The following is a 20108-nucleotide window of genomic DNA, read 5'->3' as shown; positions in this document are numbered from 1 at the left end:
CTCGTGCAGTCAATCGTGGCGGTCGACGATCAAGTCCTTGATCTCAGCGAGTTGCTCATCGACCGAGTGGAATCGAGCTCGGGCTTAGAGCCCAGCGACGCGATCCGCCCAGGGCACCGCCTGCTCGAGTTGGGCGGCGAGCCGAATGAGCAGCGATTCGCCGGCCAGGGGTGCGACGAATTGCACGCCGAGTGGCAGGCCATCCGCGGTCCAGTGCAGAGGTAGCGAAATGGCCGGTCTTCCGGTGAGATTCGCCAGCTGCGTGTACGGCACCCACCCGAGGTTCTTGTCCACCATGTCGTCGACGATCTTGGTGTAGCGCAGTAGCCGGGCGGTGCGCGTCTTGATCAGCACGTCGGCGGCGCGCTGCAACCCGACCGGGAGATCGAACTCGCCGATCTTCGGCGGCGGGGTCGCCAACGTGGGGGTCAACAGGAGGTCGTAGGACTCGAAGAAGGTGGTCAGCCGCCGCGTATGGTCGTGGCGCCGCTCGACGGCGTCCACGTAATCGACACCGCTCGTCGCCCGGCCGAGCGCGGCCAGGATCAGCGTGTCCCGTTCAAAGGACTCGTCACCTGCGCCGGAGATCCGTTTCGCCTCGTCGAGTTCCCACGCGGTGTAGACGAACCAGGTGAGCAGGAAGTCGCGGGCGAGGGCCGCGTCGTCGAACGGGGCGTGCGGCAGCTCCTCGACGTGGTGACCCAGATCCGTCAGCGTCCGTACCGTCGACTCGACGGCCGCGACGGCCTCACGGTGCGGCGTCGGGTTGATCGCCGACGGAATCCGCACGCCGATCCGCAACGTGCCGGGATCGGCGCCCACACATGACGCGAACGGGAAGTCCGGCACGCCGGGCACGTACGGTCCGCTCGGCTCACCACCGCGGATGACGTCGAGCATCGCCGCGGTGTCGCGCACCGTCCGGGACACCACGCCCTGCACCGCCGCGCCGTGCATGGACTCACCCGTCGCGGGGCCCGACGGTGTCAGCCCGCGGCTCGGTTTCAGGCCGACCAGCCCACAACAGGCCGCCGGGATGCGGATCGATCCGCCGCCGTCGTTCGCGCCCGCGCACGGCACGATTCCCGCCGCGACCGCCGCCGCCGATCCGCCCGACGAGCCACCCGGCGTCCGCGTCAAGTCCCACGGATTGCGGGCGGGACCCCAGGCGTCCGGCTCGGTGATTCCCTTGGTCCCGAATTCCGGCGTGTTGGTCTTGCCGAAGATGACCAGGCCGGCGTCGATCCACCGTTGGACGATCGCCGAATGCTCTTCGACCGGCGTCGACATCAGGGCGCGCGATCCGCGCGAGCTGGGCAGCCCGGCGTAGTCTTGCGCGAGGTCCTTGATCAGGAACGGCACGCCGGCGAAGGGGCCGCTGAGCTCGTCGGTCGGCGATGCGGGAACGTCGCGCACGATCGCGTTGATCCGCGGGTTGACCGCCGCAGCCCGCTCCTTCGCCACGTCCAGCAACTCCGCGGCGGTCACCTCTTTGTCGGCGACCAGCTTGGCCAACCCCGTCGCGTCGTGTGCCCGGTACTCGTCGAACTTCACCGCCTGACCGTACGTGTTCCGGCTCCGGCGTGCGGTGTCACGTCAATGTCAGCGGTTGGCCGCTGAGCGCGGTCTTGCGCAGCCGACGGGAACGGCCGGAGTGATCGGGGCAAAGCGCCGCTGACTGCGATCGTCGCGCGTCATCCGCCGATTGAGCACCCGCTCGTCGCGCTTGCTCAGTGAGCGGCGCCTGCTGACCAGAAGCTCGAGTTGTTGCCAGCTGAGCCCGTCGAGATCGCCGTCTTCGTCATGCGTGGCCACGACAACGCAGCCATGCAGCAGCGGCACCGTCCTCGGCGTGAAAGTTGTTGTCGCCAGCAGCAGTTCAGTGGCTTTTCGGTTGGTGCGCCGCTGGCACCCGCGCGTCGACGGGCTGAACCAGAAGTCGAATTGCCGGTCAGCGCTGGTCAGGGACTGCAGGCTCTGATCCTCGACGAGATGATCGATGTCGGCCTCGGTGTAGGCGCGGGTCTCATAGACCGCGCCGCTGGTGCTGAAGTACAGGACGGTGTTCATTCTGAATTCCCATTCGTCTCTTTCTTCGTGATGAAGGGCCGGCATCGACTCACCGCCCTGTTATAGAAGTTACCCATGTGACAGTTGAGGCAAACCTTGATAACGGTCCGGCGACCGATTGTTTGACTCGCCGAGCGCCGGAGCGCTCGTTTTCGCGTGGAGGGCTGTGTAATCGCGCAAGCCACGACCGTGGGCGCAAAATTCAGCCCACGGCGACGAGCAGCCCGCGGCCAGACCCGGCCGCGTCAGCCGGCCAGCACGAACGACAGGAAGAACCCGCCCGCGGTTGCGAAGGCGTTCAGCGGGCGGCCGTGTTCGAACGCCTCGGGCATGAGCGTGTCGGCCAGCGAGGCCAGCACCGCGCCGCCGGCGAACGACAGCGCCACTGCCAGCACGGTTTCGCTCATCCCCGCCGCGACCGACCGGCCGAACACCACCGCGGCGGCCAGAAGCAACGCGCAGAGCAACCAGGTGATGACGACCGCGCGCGCGCTGGTTCCCGAGTTCCGCATCGCGACCGCACCCACGAGCGATTCCGGCAGATTGGAGAAGAAGATCGCGACCAATAGCGAGAGCGACGCGCCGCCGACCAGCGACACGCCCAGCGCGAGGTTCTCCGGCACCCCGTCCAGCGTCACCGCCGCCAACAACGCGAGGCCGACCCCGCCGCGCGTTCCGGAGCCCGCCACTTCCCGGCTGTCGGGGCCCGACTTCCCGCTGATGTACTTGTCCAGGGCGGTGTCGACAGCGACGAACGTCGCGGCGCCCGCGAGCAATCCGAGGCCCGATCGCGCCGGACCACCCATCTTGAATGCCTCTTCGAACAGCTCGAAGGCCAGGGCCGAGATCAACGCTCCGCTGGCGAATGCGAGGAGCACACCGGTCAGCGTTTTCGGTGGACTCCATTTCGCGCCGATGAGCGAGCCGATGACAAGCGCGCTGGATGCGGCCAAACCGAACCAGACAGCTGTCAACACCGGGCCCTGATGCCCCGCCCGGTGATCTTTCAAACCCGAGACGCCGTCGGCTCGTTCGACGCCGAGTCGGTTTCGGTCCGCCGGTGGCTGGAAACACTGACGGCATGGGCCGCACTGTTCGTGGTCTCGCTGCCGTGGCCGCATCGACGTTGGGTGCCGTGGCAGCGCGTGATCTCTTCCAGAAGAAGCACGCGCTGCTGCGCAACTTCCCTCTCGTCGGGCACGCCCGGTATCTGCTCGAGTCCGTCGGACCGGAACTGAGGCAGTACATCGTCGCGGCCAACGACGAAGAGCGTCCGTTCACCCGCGACCAGCGTCGGTGGGTGTACGCCTCGGCCAAGAAAGAGAACAACTACTTCGGGTTCGGCACCGACAACGACCTCGAATACACGTCCGGCTACCCGGTCATCAAGCACCGCACGTTCACTCGTGCCGTGCCCCCGTCGGCGCCGACCGCGACGCTCGAGACAAAGGTGCCGTGCGCCAAGGTGATCGGCGCGGCGCGGGGCCGGCCGGGCGCATTCCGACCGCACTCGGTGGTCAACATCTCGGCGATGAGCTTCGGGTCGCTGTCGGCCAACGCCGTCGAGGCGTTGAACAAGGGAGCGGTGATGGCCGACTGCCTGCACAACACGGGAGAGGGCGGCATTTCGCGCTATCACCGTCACGGCGGTGAACTGATCTTCCAGATCGGCACCGCGTACTTCGGCTGCCGCGACGCCGAAGGCCGTTTCGACATCGACAAGCTCAAGGATGTGGTGGCCGGTGCGCCGGTGCGAGCCTTGGAGATCAAACTCAGCCAGGGCGCCAAGCCGACCATCGGCGGGCTGTTACCGGCGCCCAAGGTCTCCAGCGAGATCGCGGCCGCCCGAGGCGTTCCGGAGGGGCGCGACTGCGTCAGCCCATCGCGGCACGCCGAGTTCTCCGACACCGACAGCCTGCTCGACTGGGTGGAACTGCTCGCCTCCGAAACCGGCCTGCCCGTGGGGATCAAGTCGGCCGTCGGTGACCTCGACTTCTGGCACGAACTCGCCGATCTCATGCGTGACACGGGCCGAGGCGTCGACTTCGTCACGATCGACGGCGGCGAGGGCGGCACCGGCGCGGCGCCGTTGATCTTCACCGACACCGTGTCACTGCCCTTCCAACTCGGCTTCGCCCAGACGTACCGGATCTTCGCCGAGCGGGGCCTGCACGAAGACCTCGTCTTCATCGGCGCCGGCAAGCTCGGGCTGCCGGACAACGCCGTTGTCGGCTTCGCGCTCGGCTGTGACATGGTCTACGTCGCGCGGGAGGCGATGCTCGCGATCGGGTGTGTCCAGGCGCTGAAATGCCACACCGACACATGCCCCACCGGAGTCGCCACCCAGAACGCGTGGTTGGCCCGAGGCCTGGTGCCCGACGTCAAGGCCGAACGCGTGGCCAACTACATCAAGACGCTGCGCCGCGACCTGGTCAAGGTGGCCGAGGCGTGTGGTGTCGAGCATCCCGGGCTGATCACCACCGACGCGGTGGACATCCTCGACACCCGAACCGCTTCCACGCCGTTGCACGAGGTGTACGGTTACGAGCCGGACATGGGCCTGCCGTCCGCGGCCGACCGCAAGGAGATCGTCCGGTTGATGTCGGTTCGTGAGCCGCAGGGCGACTCCGCGCCGGCATCGACGTCCGCCGTCGGATGACACGCCCGGAGGCTGTATGCAACCGATATCGCCGACCGACCTGATCTTTCTACTGGGCGAATCCCGCGAGCACCCAATGCATGTCGGTGGTCTGCAGCTGTTCGCGCCACCGGATGGAGCGGGGCCCGAATTCCTGCGCGAAACCTACGACGCCCTGGTCGAGCAGACCAACATCCAGTCCACGTTCCGTAAGCATCCGGCGTTCTTCGGCGGGGTCACCAACCTGGTCTGGTCGTCCGACAAGGAGGTCGACCTCGAGTATCACCTGCGCCGCTCGGCACTGCCCGCGCCCGGTCGGGTGCGTGAGCTGCTCGAGCTGGTGTCGCGGCTGCACGGCACCCTGCTCGACCGTCATCGCCCGTTGTGGGAGGCGCACCTGATCGAAGGCCTCGACGACGGGCGCTTCGCGGTCTACACGAAGTTCCATCACGCGCTGATCGACGGCGTGTCGGCGAGCAAGCTGATGCAGCGGTCGTTGACGACCGATCCGGCCGACACGGATGTCCGGGCGCCTTGGAGTCTGCCGCCTCGCCGCGGGACTGGCGCCAAGACCGGTTCGTCGCTGCTGCAGACGTTGAGCCAGGCCGCCGGCTCGGTCGTCGGCGCCGCGCCGACCACGCTGACGCTGGCCCGCGCGGCGCTGTTGGAACAGGAACTCACGCTTCCGTTCCGGGCCCCGAAGACCATGTTGAACGTCCGCATCGGCGGGGCTCGACGGGTCGCCGCGCAGTCCTGGGCGTTGGAGCGCATCCAGAAGGTCAAGAGCGCCGCCGGGGTGACCGTCAACGACGTCGTGCTGGCGATGTGCGCGGGCGCGCTGCGCGAGTACCTGGCCGACGAGAACGCGCTGCCCGACACCCCACTGGTCGCGATGGTGCCGGTGAACCTGCGCACCGAGAAGGACGCCGACGGCGGCGGCAACCTGGTCGGCGCGATCCTGTGCAACCTCGCCACCGATCTCGACGATCCGGTGCGGCGGCTCGACGCCATTGCCACCTCGATGCGCGACAACAAGAGGGTCTATTCCGAACTGCCGCGAGTCCAGCAACTGGCGGTGTCGGCGATGCTGATCGGCGGGCTCGCACTCGCGCTGCTGCCGGGTTTCGTCGCGACCGCGCCGCCGCCGTTCAACATCGTGATCTCCAATGTCCCCGGCGCCAGGGAGCCGATGTACTGGAACGGCGCCCGCCTCGACGGCAACTACCCGTTCTCGATTCCGCTGGACGGCCAGGCGCTCAACATCACGTTGGCCAACAGCGCCGGCAACCTCGACTTCGGGCTGGTCGGCGATCGACGAAGGGTCCCACATCTTCAGCGGCTGCTCGGCCACCTCGAAACGTCACTGAAGGAGTTGGAACGCGCGGTGGGTGTCTGAGGCATCCCGGTAGCGGTATACCGTCCGGGTATGAGTCGAGTGTCGGTGATCACGGGCGGCGCGGGTGGAATGGGTCAAGCGACGGCCAAGGTGGTGGGGTCGGACCACACGGTCGTCCTCTGCGACGTCAGAAAGGACCGCCTCGACGGTGCGGCTGCGACGTTGGCCGATCTCGGCATCGCGGCCACCGTCGTGCACTGCGACGTGACCGACCGGCTGGCAGTCGGCCGCCTGTTCGAGACGGCGTGCGGCCTGGGCACCATCGCCTCCGTGATCCACACCGCAGGGGTGAGTCCCAGCATGGGCGACGCCGAATACGTCATGCGCACCAATGCGATCGGCACGGTCAACGTCGACGAGGCCTTCTTCGAGGTCGCCGCCGAGGGCGCCGCGATCGTGAACGTGGCGTCGATGGCTGCGCACATGCTGCCCGACGAGATGATCCCGAAAAGCCAGTTCCCGCAAGCGCTGACGGATCAGGACTCATTCATGACCGCCATGCTGGCCGCATGCGACATCGTTCCGCCAGAAGCGCGACCGGGTATCGCCTACGCGCTGAGCAAGAGCTTCGTCAGGTGGTACAGCACGTCGCAGGCCGAACGGTTCAACGGTAAGGGCCTGCGCATCGTCTCGGTGTCGCCGGGATCCATCGACACCGAGATGGGCCGGTTGGAGGAGCAGGCCGGCGCCGGCGCGATGGTCGCCGACGCCGCGGTCCCGCGGTGGGGAAGGCCCGAGGAGATGGCCGACTTACTCGCCTTCTGCGCCAGTTCCAAGGCCGGGTACCTCACCGGCACCGACATCCTCAACGACGGCGGAGTGATCGCGTCGATGACCGAACGGGCTCGGCAAGCCGCCGAAACCGCCTGAGGCGTACCGGGTTACCGGGCTGCCGGCAGCGGGTCGGCGAGTTTGGCCGTCGTACTCATGTATCGGCGCGTGCGGTTCACGCGTGGCACCGGCATGATGCCTCCTTGTCCGGGCCGGCTTCGAGTTCGGCCGATGGACCGGCTGCGCTGTCGGGACGCCAGTCGAATGGGAAGTGCTTGCTGGAGCGGCCGCGGTGCTCGTGAGACCAATCGAAGCCCACGGCATGGTCCCGTTCGACAACTCCCCAGGTCGCAACCTGACCAGGCCCGACTTCAGCCCCCGGCGCATTCGCGGTGGTGACTCGTCGACCAGGATCCGACGTCGGTCCGGTGAGTGCAGCGACCTGGAGGTCGACCTTGCCGGGGACTTCGGCGCGCCAGTAGGCAAGGTCGTCTGCGGCCTCGAACGTGATGGGCGCGTACTCGATGCCCCGTAACTCCTCGATGAGGCTGGCGAATTCGGCCGGCCAGCCGCCCTCTTTGCCGGTGAAGATCCGCTCCAGCGCGTCACGCTGGGCGGGATCGGCTTCGGAGTCGATGTAGAACATCAGCTTCATCATGGCGCTGGGGTCGTCGACCCACATGTTGCCGGTGAACTCGCCGAGTGAGACCACGTTCAATCCAGCGAGATCCACCTCGCCGAAGTGCCCGTCCCGGATGTGCCAGACGAGGGTGAATAAGCAGTCACCGTGGGTCGGCTCTTGGGCGAAGCTGCACGGGCAGGGCAATTTACAGCTACAAACGTCGAACCAATCTCCGCGGAGATGCCAGTCGGTGGTCAAAGGTGTCGTCGGCATTCGAGCTCCTTATATACCCCCGGGGGGTACCGGGATGCATCGAACATTAATGCGCTGTGCGCCGGCGGTCAAGTACCCCCGAGGGGTATCCTGCAATCGTGCGGAATCTACGAGAGCACCTAGAGCTGACAGCAGTTATCGCTTGGGGCAGACCCGGGCCGGCCCGTCGAGGTGGTTTTCCCGCACTCCTTGCCGCGCTCAGTATGGTGAGCGTGCTGGTGCTCAGTGGTTGCGGTTCTCAAGGGCAACCCGCGGCGCCAACTTCCCTCACTGAAGAGGCGTCAACCGCTCGCCTGGTCGATCCCGGTGAGTTCGCCGCTGTGGTCGACGAACCCCACCGCGTGACGATCAATGTTCATGTTCCCTTTGAGGGCGATATCGCCGGCACAGACCTGTCGATACCGTTCGACCAGATCAGGTCCGAGGCTGGCCGACTTCCAGCCGATCGCAGCACTGGCCTCGCGATCTACTGTCGGACAGGGCCGATGAGCACGACGGCCGCTCAAACACTTCACGATCTCGGCTACACCGACATTGTGGAGTTGCGGGGAGGAATGCGGGCGTGGCAAGCCGACGGTCGCCGGCTGATCGGGCTTGACGAATAGCCGCAATGGACCCAAAGACGTTGCCGCAGTCAGCCGCCGGGTGCGCTGACTCCAGCTTGCGGCATCGGCCGCAGCCTGCCCGTGCTGTCGAGTCGGTACAGCGCTGCAGCTGAAGCCAGCCCGACCAGGGCAAGAGCGAACCAAATAAGTTCGCTCACACCGGCGTTGCGGCCAGCTTGCATCAGTGAACCTGTACCGAGGTTCCCAATGAGGATGCCGATCCCCACGATGGTGTTGTAAAACCCGTAATGCGTACCGACGAGCCGGTCGTTCGCCAGGGAGACAACGGTGTCCATTTCAAACGGGAACACCGCGGCCGAACCGACGGCCAGCACCGCCGCGGCCACCAGAAGCGCGGCTACCGCAGCGATGTGGCCGAAGCGGCCGCCGTCGGGTACGACCATGAGCGGTACAAACGCCACCGCCAGAAGAAGGAGGCCGACTACCAGGGAACGCCCCGCGCCCCATCGCGTGCCAAACCATCGGGTGATGCGCAACTGACCGAACACCGCCACCACGCCGGACACCACGAACACGGCCGCCACAACGAGCGACTGCTGTTGGGGCTCCAGCAATCTGGCGTGCAGAGGGAACGCCAGATACACCTGGAAGGACAGCACATAGGAGCCGATCATCGCCGCAGCGAACAAGAGAAACGACCGGTTGGCGACAACGACGCGCCAGTCGGCAAGCACAGAGGTCTTGTTTTCCGGCATGCCGGCGGATTGCGGAGGCAGGGCGAATAGCTGCGCGACGGTCAGAGCCGCGAACACGATCGCCGCGGCCGCAGCGGTGGTGCGGAAATCCAGGGCCATCAGGGCCAGCCCGACGAGCGGGCCCGCCAGAATACCGGCCTGATAGAAGATGTTGAACACCGCGAACGCTTCGACGCGTCGGGGACCCGAATCCGTTGCTAGGTAGGCCCGAACTGCCGGGTTGAACAACGCCCCGGCGAATCCCGTTGCTGCCGAAGCGATGAGCAACGCCGGCAACGACTCGGCGAAGACCAGCAGGCCGAAACCGGCTGTCCGCAGCAGACAGCCTGTGACGATCAGCGGCTTGTATCCGAGTCGATCCGCGAGTGTGCCGCCCAAGATGAACATGCCCTGCTGAGAGAAGTTGCGCACTCCCAACACCAGTCCGACCGTCCATGCAGCCAACCCGAGCGGCCCGGCCAAATAACCGGCAAGGTAAGGCATCAGCATGTAGAAGCCGAGATTGATGCCGAACTGATTGATCATCAGCATCCGGCTGGGCCAGCCGAAACTTCGGAACTGTGTGACCACCTTCATCATCACATCGCCGCCAAGGGGTCGATGACATTGGCGCAGCGAGTCCAAGACGACACCACTTGTGCCTTGGGATCATCGATCACGGTCGGTTCTTCGGGCGCGGTAACGCCGAGCAGGCCGTGGGCTCGGCAGTAGTCATCGTTGTACACGGTGTCGAAGTAGCGTTGCGGCCCATCGGGGAAGATGGTGGCAATAGTGGTGTCGGCGGCCATCGTGCGGGCCACCCAACGTGCGACGAGCGCGACTGCGCCGACACTCCATCCGCCGCTGGCGTAGTGGGTAGCAGCCAGGGTCCGGCAGGCCCAGACCGCTTCGCTTGGAGCCACCCAGTGAACTTCGCTGAACGCCTCGTAGTCGACATTGCCGGGATAGATGCTCGAACCCAACCCGCGCATCAGGCGCTTGTCGGCGGGCTGACCGAAGATCGTCGATCCGACGGTGTCCACGCCGACCAGCCGTAGATCGGGATTGAATTCCCGAAGGACTCGAGCCACTCCGGCCGAATGCCCACCGGTTCCAACCGAACACACCAAGACGTCAATGTGGCCGAGCTGCTGATGCAGTTCCATCGCCAGCGGACGGTACGCCTCGACGTTGTCGGGATTGTTGTATTGATCTGGGTACCACGCGCGCGGCTCAGCGGAGAGGATCTGTTGGACGCGGTCGCGGCGAGCTTGCTGCCAGCCGCCCGCAGGATGCGGCTCAGTGACCACATCGACCTCTGCCCCGAATGCTGTCAACATCCGCTGAATGATGGGTTCCATGCCCGGGTCAGTGACCAAGGTGACGGGATGCTGATACACCGTTCCGGCCAGTGCCAAGCCAAGTCCCAGTGTGCCGCTCGTGGACTCGACGATCCGGGCGCCGGGGCGCAGCGCGCCGCTGGCCCGCGCTCGCTCGACCATGTGCAAGGCAGGGCGGTCCTTCATGCCGCCTGGGTTGAAGCCCTCGAGCTTGGCCCAAAAGCCGCGCTCTTTGATAGTGAAAGGGGCCGAGATTCGCAGCACCGGAGTGCGGCCGACCATGGTGCCTGGCCGCTCGTATCGGCCAAGCCGGCGCCCGGGGGAGAAGGGTGGGTCGGGTGTGTGAACTGACAGGACATGGTTCATGGGACGCGTCGCTTCCGGTTGGAGCCGCGACGGATACCGCGCGGCCGCTGATGATGGGTAGCTGTCACCGACCGAACTCGAAAAAAAGCGAGCTTGGTCTGAACTACGCGATCAGCGACGCGCGATGCACAGCCGGGTCAAGAGGACCCGGCCGCTTTCGGTGGCAAGCGGCCACCGGGGTGGACCACGAATTGCGCCCAGCGAACCCTGTCGCCAGAACGGCGCCACGGTGGCGACTGCGGCGAACAGTGCCAGCGCGATGAGCACGGTTGCGCCGCGAGGCATCATCGCCTCTGCGAATGCGTCGGGCGCCCCATGCGTCGAATGATTTTCGATGTGCGGATGATCAGCCGCGACGGCAAATCCGCCATACACACTCGCGGTCAGCTCATGGGGACCGTGAGACGACTCTTCGCGGCATGAGATAACCCATTCCGCACCCGCCACGACAACCCAGAACGCGAGAATCAGCGCGACGACTTTCGGCCATCGCATCCTGGAATCCGCGTCGGTGTACTCCACAGTGTTTCCAATGTAGCAGCGGTTCGCAGCTCATCCACCGATCCGCCGGCCCGACGCCATGTTGTTACCGCGTCGGTATCGCATCCAACGCTCCCACCGAGGAGCGCCGGCATCGACGTCGTGTCCGCCGCGAGACCGCCTGCGCTAGAACGAGATAGCTAGCAGCCCATTCGAATAGCATTGTGACAGCGAACAATTGTCGAGACGCGCCCAAGCCTAGTGGTGGGGCGAGTGGGCCGTCACAAAGAAGCCGGCAGCGGGCCGGCGAGCTTGGCCGGCCGGCACCACAGCACGGCGGCCGCACACAGCACCGCCGCGACCGCGAACGCGGCCTGCACGCTGAATGCGTCGGCGGTACCGCCCAGCAGCGCCGCGGCGATCGGCCGCGAACCGAGGAAGCCGACCAGCCACAGCGCCATGATCCGGCCGCGTAACTCTTCGGGCGCGCGCTCCTGCACGACGGTGGACAGGCCGGTCATCGCCCAGCCGAATCCCAGGCCGGCAAGCACGAATCCCGCGACCGCCACCGCCGGCGCCGCCGCGACGGCGAGCACCGTGCAGCCCGCCGCAAGGCCGGCCATGCCGACCGCCGATACCTTGTGTGACGCCAGCCGGCCGCGCATCAGCGCGAGCACCGCCATGCCGACGGCCGCGCCGACGCCGAAGACCGCGGACAGGGTGCCGACCAGGCGGGCCCCGCCGCCGAGTTCGTCGGCCATCGACGGGGTCAACGTGATCGACGAATCGGACGCGAGCCCCACGGTCGTGACCGCGACCAGCGCCAGGAACAGCGGACGGTCCCGCCAAACGTATCTGAGTGCCACCCGCACGCGGAAGTCCGTGCCGGCGAGCCGCGCCGGCGGCGCCGGGAAGCGGACGGCGACGAGCACGATCGCGAACACCAGATGCAGTCCGGCGCTGACCGCGAACGCTGCCCCCGAACCCAGATGTGCGGCGATGTACGCGCCCGCGGCGGGCCCGACGACGCGCCCGACCGTCATCGGAAAGCTGTTGAGCGCCATGGCCGTCGACAGTTCGCCGTCGCGGATGAGGTTCGGCACGATCGACTGCATCGCCGGTCCGCCCACCACGAAGCCGAACCCGACCAGCAGGGTGCCGAGCAGCACGGGAATCGCCGCAGACATGCCGGATTGCGCGGGTTCGGCGAACAGCCAGGCCGCGGTCAGGCCGGAACCGGCGACACACAACACTCGACCGAGCAGGATCTGCCGGGCGGGGTCGCCGGTATCGGCCCATTTGCCGCTGGTGGGGCTGAGGATCAACTGCGGCGCGAACTGCACGACGCCGACCATTCCGACCATCAGCGCCGAACCGGTCGCGTCGTACATCACGATCGCCGCGACGATGCCGTGCGTCCACACCGCGACGACGGAAAAGATCTTGCCCCAGAACAGCGCGCCGAACACCGGGTCGAAGATCAACCCGAACGCGCCGCGCGCCTGCGACCGGACGGTGGCCTCGGCGGTCATCGGGCCGCCGCGCGTTCGAATCGCTCGGTCAGCCGGTCGAGGAGTTCGACCAGAGTGTCGACGCGGGCTTCGGGCCAGTCGGCGATCACCTCAGCGACAAGGTCGCGCCGCCGGCTGGCCACGATCTCCAGCGCCTGACGACCCGCCTCGGTCAGCACCAGCGTGCACCGCCGTTGGTCATCGGCGGCGGACGTCTTGGTGACGAGGCCCGCGCTCACGACGGCGGCGACCGACCGGCTGGCCGTCGAGTGCTCGACGGCCATGAAGTCCGCGACCTCGCGGATCGAGGCCCCGCCGGAAAGCTGTTGGCACTGCTCGACCGCTCGTAGTACCCGCAGGGTGGACGCGCTGGTCACCGGGCCGGCACCGGCGAGAAGGCGGTCCCGCCAACTCGGTCGCTGCCGCGCTATGGCGATGCGGGTCAGCAGTTCGTCGAGTTGGTCGTATCGTGACGGCGTCACAAAGTATGCATAGCACATACATGTATCCGCGGCGAAATCGTCTGTGACTACTCGGGGCAGGACCTAAGCGTCGGCAGAACCCAGGGACCCGAGCGTGAAGATGCGGACCTGGCCGGCGACCTGGGCATGGCATTGGGACAGCAGGGGTTCGGACAATTCCTCGTGCAGGATCACCTCGATCGGCCCCGCCCCGCCATCGAGCAGAACGCGGATCCGATGTTCTCCGCGCTCGACGTGCAGCGGGTGCAGCGCGTCGATGCGGTCGTCGCCGTTGCGCTCGCGGGCGAAGTACTGCGCGGCCTGCACGGCATGCGGTAGCGATGTGCGCCCGCGCAGGAACCGGTTGTCCAGCCGTCCGTCGAGATACAGGCGCACCAGCCCAGCCGAATCGGTCGAGTCGACCCGTCCGTAGCACAGCCCTTCGGGCAGGACGAGCATGGTGGCGGCAAAGCGGTCGCCGCCGAGATGTGAACACTCCCAGGTGAATTCGGGGAACTCTGCCGTGATCGCACTGCATGCGCTGCGGCCCCGTACCGCGCAGCACTGGTCGTGTTTGCCGTGCGAGCAGATCGCGATCAGCGGATCGGTGGACAACTGCCCGTCGCTGCCGTCGAGGGCGAGTTCGAGGAATCCGTCGGGGCCCGTGACCTCTCCATGGTGCAGCGCCTCGCTGCCGACGCCGGAGTGCGCTATGTACCAGCGCCATCGGGGAATGTCGGGGCGGCGACCATGCCGTCGGATGGCCGCAATGCGCATGCCCGCCTTCTCGACACGGCGGACGATGGCGCGGCCGAGTTGAGGGTCGATGCAGTTCGGCGACTGCAGGAACGCCGACGGCCCCCACGCCCCGCTCAACTCGAGCAGCACCCACGACGACCCCGCCGACGCCGTGCCGTACATCGGGTCGTCGCGGGCCAGCGACTGGTCGCTGCACGGGATTCGCTTCGCGGCGGTCATCCGGCGTCGGCCGGGAAGGTCACCGGAACGACGACTCCCTCCCGCAGCAGCCGCCGGATCAGGACGGTCGCGTCAGCGTGGTCGAGACCCGGCAGGCTCGTCGCATCGACGACGCCTCCGAGGTGCAGCGTCCGGACCGCGTCTTCGCACGTCTGCGGGAAGGTCATGGTCCGGTCGGGCAGGCGCAGGACGATGCGGTCATCGGTTCGGTCGACGGTCGCGGAGAGCCCGTGTCGCCATTGCGCCACCGCGTCGGCGGCACGATCGGCCGCCGCGAGCGACGCCAACGGGCGGACGCCGACAGGACGGGTCCTGTCGGCGTGACGCCGCGACAGTTGCGCGGCGGCGCCTGCGCTGAGCGTCGCCGCCTCATCCCGCAACGCCCCGACCATCTGCGCCATGACCTTGCTCACCTTCGCCATCGTCTCATCGGCGTCCGAGGCGCCCATCGGCAGTGACTCCCGGAACGACGCGGTGCTCGCCAACTGGTCCACGACGGCGCGGGCCACGTCGACACCGGTCACCGGCGCCACCCCGATGGTGAGGTGGATCGAGGTCATCTGCAGGGCCTGCGCCCCGCGGTAGATAGAGCGCGTCACCTTCGGACAGCACAGTGTCGATGACCGGTGCGTCGGCGACCCGCTTCTCGATCTGGGCGCGATGCTGTGTCCAGGGTTGCCACGGCAGCGGGTGCTCGAAGACCGGCTCGTGCACGATCCAGCGCTTCTGGCCCGAGACCTGCAAGACGAAGACGTCGTGCACGTCGTAGTGCGGGTCGAAGCCGCGATTGACCGGCGGGGTGACGTAGGCGTTGGCCTGTACCGGATGACCGAGCTCGTCGACGGCCTGGCGGACGAAAGCGATGAGCGGCGGCCACAACCGGTGTAGACCCTGCAGCACAATCGTTGCGCCGGAGACGAATTGGCTCAGCAGCTTCGCGGAGTCGATCTGATCGGGTATCTCGGCGCCGAACCCAGCCGGCCCGAGATAGCAGTCCTTGGACAGGACGTCACCCTCTTTGGCCAGCCGGATGAACGGCGCGCGCACCCCGCGCTCGGCGATCAACTCGTCAACCGTGTCGGGAGACAACAGATCACTGAAGTCGCGGGGTAACGCGTCGGCCCGGCTGAGCAACGGTTTGCGACCCCAGTACTCGTCGGCGAACCGTCGAGCATCGGTCGCAACGCAGCGCGTCAGCATCGGGCTCAGAATTGGAAGGGATCAGGCGGTTCCGTCGGCGCCGCCGTCGTGGCCTTCGGGGTTGGAGCCGCCGTCAGCGGGGCCTTCACCGCCGGCCGTGCCGTCTGCGCCGCCGTCGTGGCCTTCGGGGTTGGAGCCGCCGTCAGCGGGGCCTTCACCGCCAGCGGTGCCGTCTGCGCCGCCGTCGTGGCCCTCCGGATTCGAGCCGCCGTCGGCCGGCCCTTCGCCTTCTGCGCCTGACGTGGTGATGTCGTCGTCGTCGAGTGCCATGTCGATCCCTTCCGTTGGGCTGGTACTGCAGCGTGCTGACGGAGTTGCCCCGGACCGCGCCGACGAAACAACGCGTCATTATGGTCAAGCGGTGACGATCTCCTACGACGATGCGCTGCGCGAGCGGATCAGGGCGAACCTGTCGGGACACCGGCGTCGCGCGGTGACCGACCCGACCAAGAGGCACGCGGCGGTCGCCGTGGTGCTCGTCGATTCCGAGGTCGGTGAGGACCGGGTGGATCCGGCGAACGTCGACGACTGGATCGACGGGCGCCCGATGCCGGAAGCCGGCCTCGACGGACGCATGGTCGACGTCTCGGGCGGCGCGGCTTTCCTGTTGTGTCGCAGGGCATCCCGATTGACATCGCACGCCGCGCAGTGGGCGCTGCCCGGCGGCCGGCTCGACGCTGGGGAGACCGTGATCGACGCGGCACTGCGCGAGCTGGACGAGGAGGTTGGGGTAAGGCTGCCGGAGTCGACGGTGCTGGGCCTGCTCGACGACTATCCGACGCGATCCGGATACGTCATCACCCCGGTGGTGCTCTGGGGTGGCGGCCGGCTCGATCCGCGACCGGCGCCCGATGAGGTGGTCGCGGTGTACCGGGTCGGGTTACACCAGCTGCAGCGCGACGACTCGCCGCGGTTCATCGAGATCCCCGAGAGCCCGCGACCGGTGGTGCAGGTACCGCTGGGCAATGACCTGATCCACGCGCCGACGGGCGCGGTGCTTCTGCAACTGCGGTGGTGGTGCCTGGAAGGCCGCCACGATCCGGTGGACGAACTCGAGCAACCGGTCTTCGCGTGGAAGTAGGACGGGCACAATTCATATGCACTCACATGGACTTGCCGGACACGGGTATCCGGTGAGCAACCGCACGACAGAACGGGGTGGACCTTGAAGTTGGCACTGAGTGACGAGGACGCTGCGTTCCGCGACGAGTTGCGGCGGTTCTACGCCACCGAGATTCCCGAAGACATCCGCGACAGGGGCAAGACCGGTCATCCGAACTTCCCCGAGGACATGGTGATCAGCCAGCGGATCCTCAACGAGAATGGGCTGGCCGTGCCGAACTGGCCGGTCGAGTGGGGCGGTAAGAAGTGGTCGCCGCTGCAGCGGCAGATCTGGCTCGACGAGATGCAACTGGCCGGTGTGCCCGAACCGCTGGCCTTCAACACCAAGATGGTCGGCCCGGTGATCGCCCAGTTCGGCTCGCAAGCGATGAAGGAGCGGTTCCTGCCGCCGACGGCCAACATCGACATCTGGTGGTGCCAGGGCTTTTCCGAACCCGAGGCGGGCTCGGACCTCGCGTCGATACGCACCACCGCGGTGCGCGACGGCGACACCTACGTCGTCAACGGCCAGAAGACGTGGACGACACTCGGCCAGTACGCCGACTGGATCTTCCTGCTCGCGCGGACCGATCCGAACGCGCCCAAGCGGCAGGCCGGCATCTCGTTCCTCCTGGCCGAGATGTCCACACCGGGGATCACACTGCGCCCGATCGAGTTGATCGACGGCAGCTACGAGGTCAACGAAATCTTCTTCGAAGACGTCCGGATCCCGGCCGACCAACTCGTCGGCGAGGAAAACCAGGGCTGGACCTACGCCAAGTTTCTGCTCGGCAACGAACGCACCGGCATCGCCCGCATCGGGCTGACGAAGCTGTGGATGTCTCAAGTCAAGGACCATGCCGCACAGCTGCAGGTCAACGGCACTCCGCTGCTGCATGACCCGCTGTTCGCCGCGCGCGTCGCCGAGATCGAAACCGGGCTGCTCGCGCTGGAGCTCACGCAGATGCGGGTCAGCGGATCGGAGGCCGATGGCAAACCCAACCCCGCGTCGTCGATCCTCAAGCTGCGCGGCAGCCAGCTGCAGCAGGCCGCCACCGAGCTGCTCGTCGAGGTGGCCGGTCCGGATGCCCTGCCGTTCGACGCCGGTGGTGACATCGATACTCCGGCGTGGGCACAGGACGCCGCGCCCCGCTACCTGAACTATCGCAAGACGTCTATCTACGGCGGTACCAACGAGATTCAGCGCAGCATCATCGCTTCGACCATCCTGGGATTGTGAGCCGACTGTGGACTTCGACCTGACCGAGGAACAACAACTGCTCCGCGACGTCACCCGTGACGTGCTGTCGCGCGACGACGACATCGCCGGTGTCACCAAGGCCGAGCCCGGCTGGCGCCGCGAGGTGTGGGCCCAACTGGCCGAGGTTGGCATTCTGGGGCTCGGTTTCGACCCCACCGAGGCCGGCCAGATCGAGGCGATGGTGGTGCTGACCGAAATCGGCCGGCGGCTCGCACCGGAGCCGGTCGCGCAGGCGGCGCTCGTCCCGGGCGGCCTGATCGCCGAACTGGGCAGCGAACAACAGAAGGAGATCCTCGAGGGGGTGGCGGCGGGTGACACGCTGCTGGCCTTCGCCCATGCGGAGCCCGGCGCGCGCGTCCCGACCACCGAGCCTGCCGCTCGTGCGGAGCGAAGCGGCGACACGTGGACGGTCAGCGGTCGGAAAAACCCTGTGCTGGCCGGTGATTCGGCGGACACCGTGGTCGTCACCGCGGCGCTGCCCGAAGGCGGAATCGGCCTCTTCATCGTCGAGGCCGCCGCGACGACCAGACAGGCCTATCGCACGTTCGACGGCCGCCGCGGTGCTCAGCTGGACTTCGACGCCGCCCCCGCCGAACCGCTCGGCGACGGTGGTGACGCGGCCGAGTACGTCGCGCGCACCGTGATCCGCTATCAGTCGGCGCTGTGCTCGGAGGCGGTCGGCGCCATGGAGGAGGCTTTGCGGCTCACCACCGAATACCTCACCAGCCGTAAGCAATTCGGTGTTCCGCTGAGCAAGTTCCAGACGTTGACGCAGCGCGCGGCGGACATGTATGTCTCGCTGGAGCTCGCGCGCAGCATGAACTTCTACGCCGCGATGTCGATCGCCGACGGGCGGTTCGACCCGGTGATCGCGGCGCGGACCAAACTGCAGATCGGCCGGTCCGGGCGGCACATCGCGCAGGAAGCGATCCAGCTGCACGGTGGCATCGGCATGACCGCCGAATATCCGGTCGGCCACTACGCCGCGCGGCTCACCGCGATCGACAACACGTTCGGCACGGCCGACGACCAGCTGCGCACGCTGGTCGGCCACGTCGGCGACTACGGAACGGTGTCCCTCTGAGCGACTTCGGTGTCGGGGGATGCGCTGAACGCAACCAACGACACCGAAATCACCAATTCGACCGCGAAGGGTGCGCATGTTCATCGTCGTTCTCGGCGCGGTGCTCGCGGTCATGCACCTCTATTTGTGGAAGAGGTTGATCAAGGACACCACCAGGCCGGGCCGGGCGCGTCGCGCGCTGACCGCCATCCTGCTCGCGCTGGCGGGTGTGCTGCTCGCCGCGCTGGTGCTGCCCCGGGTGATCGGCCCGGCCGAGTCGGGTTGGTTCGCCTGGCCCGGCTACCTGTGGTTCGGAGTGGCCGCGTACCTGTTGCTGGTCCTGTTGGTATTCGAACCCGTGCGCCTGGTGCTGCGCCGATGGGTGCGCGCCGAGACGGCGCCGACCGACCCAGAAAACCCGACGGCGCCAGCAGATCTGACTCGACGCCTGTTCCTCGCCCGGGCGGGCGCCGTCACCGCCGGCGCAGCATCTGTGGGCCTCGTCGGTTTCGGGGCGGCCACGGCGACCGGTCCACCCGACCTGCTGCGCGTACCGGTGCGGCTGCGCAACCTCGATCCGGCGTTTCACGACTTTCGCATCGCGGTGGTGAGCGACATCCATCTCGGACCGCTGGCCGGGCGGAGACACACCGAGCGGATCGTCGAGATGATCAACGGCACCTCGCCGGATCTCGTCGCGATCGTCGGCGACGTGGTGGACGGCACCGTCGGCGAACTCGGTTCGGCCGCAGCCCCGTTGGGGGACCTGGCGTCCCGGGAAGGCACGTTCTTCGTCACCGGCAACCACGAATACTTCGTCGACGACACGCTCGAGTGGCTTCGAGAGCTGGAGCGGTTGGGCATCCGGCCGCTACGCAACGAGAACACGCTGATCCGCCGCGGGGGTGCGGTATTCAACCTGGCCGGCGTCAACGACCTGGCCGGGGCATCGCGATCCGACGGTCCGGACTTCGACCGAGCATTGTCTGGACGGAGTCCGGCGGGCCCGACGGTGCTGCTCGCGCACCAGCCCGTGCTGGTCGACGAGGCCGCCGAGCGCGGAGTGGACCTGCAGCTGTCCGGGCACACCCACGGCGGGCAGATGTGGCCGTTCCACTACGTCGTCGGCAGCGTGCAACCGTCCCTCGCGGGGCTTTCGGCCGTCGACGGCACCCAGTTGTACGTCACGCGGGGGGTCGGGTTCTGGGGCCCGCCGGTACGCATCGGTGCGCCACCGGACATCACGGTCCTCTCACTCCAACGCGAGGCGTAACCGG

General features: G+C 67.2%; 19 protein-coding genes and 1 pseudogene. 8 read left to right on the top strand and 12 right to left on the bottom strand.

The window, feature by feature from the left end:
• Window positions 1–84: 84 nt before the first annotated feature.
• The 3 genes from AU185_RS00365 to AU185_RS00355 all read right to left on the bottom strand — a co-directional run bounded on the left by AU185_RS00365 (window position 85) and on the right by AU185_RS00355 (window position 3047).
• On the bottom strand, window positions 85–1554 hold the full coding sequence (locus AU185_RS00365) for an amidase (protein ID WP_059100352.1): 1470 nt from the start codon (window positions 1552–1554) through the stop codon (window positions 85–87).
• Between the two features lie 48 nt (window positions 1555–1602).
• Window positions 1603–2070, bottom strand: coding sequence for a hypothetical protein (locus AU185_RS00360; protein ID WP_059100351.1), 468 nt, complete (start codon window positions 2068–2070; stop codon window positions 1603–1605).
• A 245-nt stretch (window positions 2071–2315) separates the two neighbouring features.
• Entirely contained in the window at window positions 2316–3047 is a 732-nt protein-coding gene (locus AU185_RS00355) for a ZIP family metal transporter (protein ID WP_059100350.1), read from the bottom strand.
• A gap of 104 nt (window positions 3048–3151) precedes the next feature.
• On the opposite strand from AU185_RS00355, the gene AU185_RS00350 reads away from it, so the two are divergent.
• The 3 genes from AU185_RS00350 to AU185_RS00340 are packed head-to-tail and all read left to right on the top strand — an operon-like array spanning window position 3152 to window position 6974.
• On the top strand, window positions 3152–4729 hold the full coding sequence (locus AU185_RS00350) for an FMN-binding glutamate synthase family protein (RefSeq protein WP_059100349.1): 1578 nt from the start codon (window positions 3152–3154) through the stop codon (window positions 4727–4729).
• Window positions 4730–4745: 16 nt separating this feature from the next.
• Window positions 4746–6104, top strand: coding sequence for a WS/DGAT/MGAT family O-acyltransferase (locus AU185_RS00345; RefSeq protein WP_059100348.1), 1359 nt, complete (start codon window positions 4746–4748; stop codon window positions 6102–6104).
• Window positions 6105–6134: 30 nt separating this feature from the next.
• Window positions 6135–6974, top strand: coding sequence for an SDR family oxidoreductase (locus tag AU185_RS00340; RefSeq protein WP_059100347.1), 840 nt, complete (start codon window positions 6135–6137; stop codon window positions 6972–6974).
• 76 nt (window positions 6975–7050) lie between these two features.
• Here the strand turns inward: AU185_RS00340 and AU185_RS00335 are convergent, their stop codons facing one another.
• On the bottom strand, window positions 7051–7770 hold the full coding sequence (locus AU185_RS00335; RefSeq protein ID WP_059100346.1) for a DUF1326 domain-containing protein: 720 nt from the start codon (window positions 7768–7770) through the stop codon (window positions 7051–7053).
• Between the two features lie 203 nt (window positions 7771–7973).
• Here AU185_RS00335 and AU185_RS00330 point away from each other — a divergent pair, with 203 nt between their 5' ends.
• Window positions 7974–8375: a rhodanese-like domain-containing protein gene (locus AU185_RS00330; protein ID WP_059100345.1), complete on the top strand. Its 402-nt coding sequence runs from the start codon at window positions 7974–7976 to the stop codon at window positions 8373–8375.
• A 29-nt stretch (window positions 8376–8404) separates the two neighbouring features.
• Here the strand turns inward: AU185_RS00330 and AU185_RS00325 are convergent, their stop codons facing one another.
• From AU185_RS00325 to AU185_RS00290, 8 genes and pseudogenes are all read right to left on the bottom strand, one after another.
• Window positions 8405–9670: an MFS transporter gene (locus AU185_RS00325; RefSeq protein ID WP_059100344.1), complete on the bottom strand. Its 1266-nt coding sequence runs from the start codon at window positions 9668–9670 to the stop codon at window positions 8405–8407.
• Window positions 9670–10776, bottom strand: a complete 1107-nt coding sequence (locus AU185_RS00320) for a PLP-dependent cysteine synthase family protein (protein WP_059100343.1) — start codon at window positions 10774–10776, stop codon at window positions 9670–9672. Before AU185_RS00320 ends, AU185_RS00325 begins: the two co-directional genes overlap by 1 nt.
• Before the next feature lie 111 nt (window positions 10777–10887).
• Entirely contained in the window at window positions 10888–11298 is a 411-nt protein-coding gene (gene lpqS, locus AU185_RS00315; RefSeq protein ID WP_059100342.1) for a putative copper homeostasis (lipo)protein LpqS, read from the bottom strand.
• Between the two features lie 239 nt (window positions 11299–11537).
• The gene (locus AU185_RS00310) at window positions 11538–12788 is read right to left on the bottom strand and encodes an MFS transporter (protein WP_059100341.1); all 1251 of its coding nucleotides are present in this window, start codon (window positions 12786–12788) and stop codon (window positions 11538–11540) included.
• Entirely contained in the window at window positions 12785–13267 is a 483-nt protein-coding gene (locus AU185_RS00305; RefSeq protein ID WP_059100340.1) for a MarR family winged helix-turn-helix transcriptional regulator, read from the bottom strand. The genes AU185_RS00310 and AU185_RS00305 overlap by 4 nt, the downstream gene beginning before the upstream one ends.
• A 45-nt stretch (window positions 13268–13312) precedes the next feature.
• Entirely contained in the window at window positions 13313–14206 is an 894-nt protein-coding gene (locus tag AU185_RS00300; RefSeq protein ID WP_059100339.1) for a ferredoxin family protein, read from the bottom strand.
• Window positions 14203–15406, bottom strand: a pseudogene (locus tag AU185_RS00295) (cupin domain-containing protein). The gene AU185_RS00300 and the pseudogene AU185_RS00295 overlap by 4 nt, the downstream one beginning before the upstream one ends.
• 21 nt (window positions 15407–15427) lie before the next feature.
• Window positions 15428–15676 (bottom strand): hypothetical protein, encoded by a 249-nt coding sequence (locus AU185_RS00290; protein ID WP_059100338.1) that lies wholly within the window; start codon window positions 15674–15676, stop codon window positions 15428–15430.
• 91 nt (window positions 15677–15767) lie between these two features.
• On the opposite strand from AU185_RS00290, the gene AU185_RS00285 reads away from it, so the two are divergent.
• The 4 genes from AU185_RS00285 (at window position 15768) to AU185_RS00270 (ending at window position 20104) form a co-directional block, all read left to right on the top strand.
• On the top strand, window positions 15768–16487 hold the full coding sequence (locus tag AU185_RS00285; RefSeq protein ID WP_059100337.1) for an NUDIX hydrolase: 720 nt from the start codon (window positions 15768–15770) through the stop codon (window positions 16485–16487).
• 84 nt (window positions 16488–16571) lie between these two features.
• On the top strand, window positions 16572–17747 hold the full coding sequence (locus AU185_RS00280) for an acyl-CoA dehydrogenase family protein (protein WP_059100336.1): 1176 nt from the start codon (window positions 16572–16574) through the stop codon (window positions 17745–17747).
• 7 nt (window positions 17748–17754) lie between these two features.
• Window positions 17755–18852 (top strand): acyl-CoA dehydrogenase family protein, encoded by a 1098-nt coding sequence (locus AU185_RS00275; protein ID WP_059100335.1) that lies wholly within the window; start codon window positions 17755–17757, stop codon window positions 18850–18852.
• 76 nt (window positions 18853–18928) lie between these two features.
• The gene (locus tag AU185_RS00270; protein ID WP_059100334.1) at window positions 18929–20104 is read left to right on the top strand and encodes a metallophosphoesterase; all 1176 of its coding nucleotides are present in this window, start codon (window positions 18929–18931) and stop codon (window positions 20102–20104) included.
• Window positions 20105–20108 lie beyond the last annotated feature (4 nt).

The sequence above is a fragment of the Mycobacterium sp. GA-0227b genome, from assembly GCF_001499855.1.
GTDB lineage: Bacteria > Actinomycetota > Actinomycetes > Mycobacteriales > Mycobacteriaceae > Mycobacterium.
This window is presented reverse-complemented; position numbering and strand designations above follow the sequence as displayed.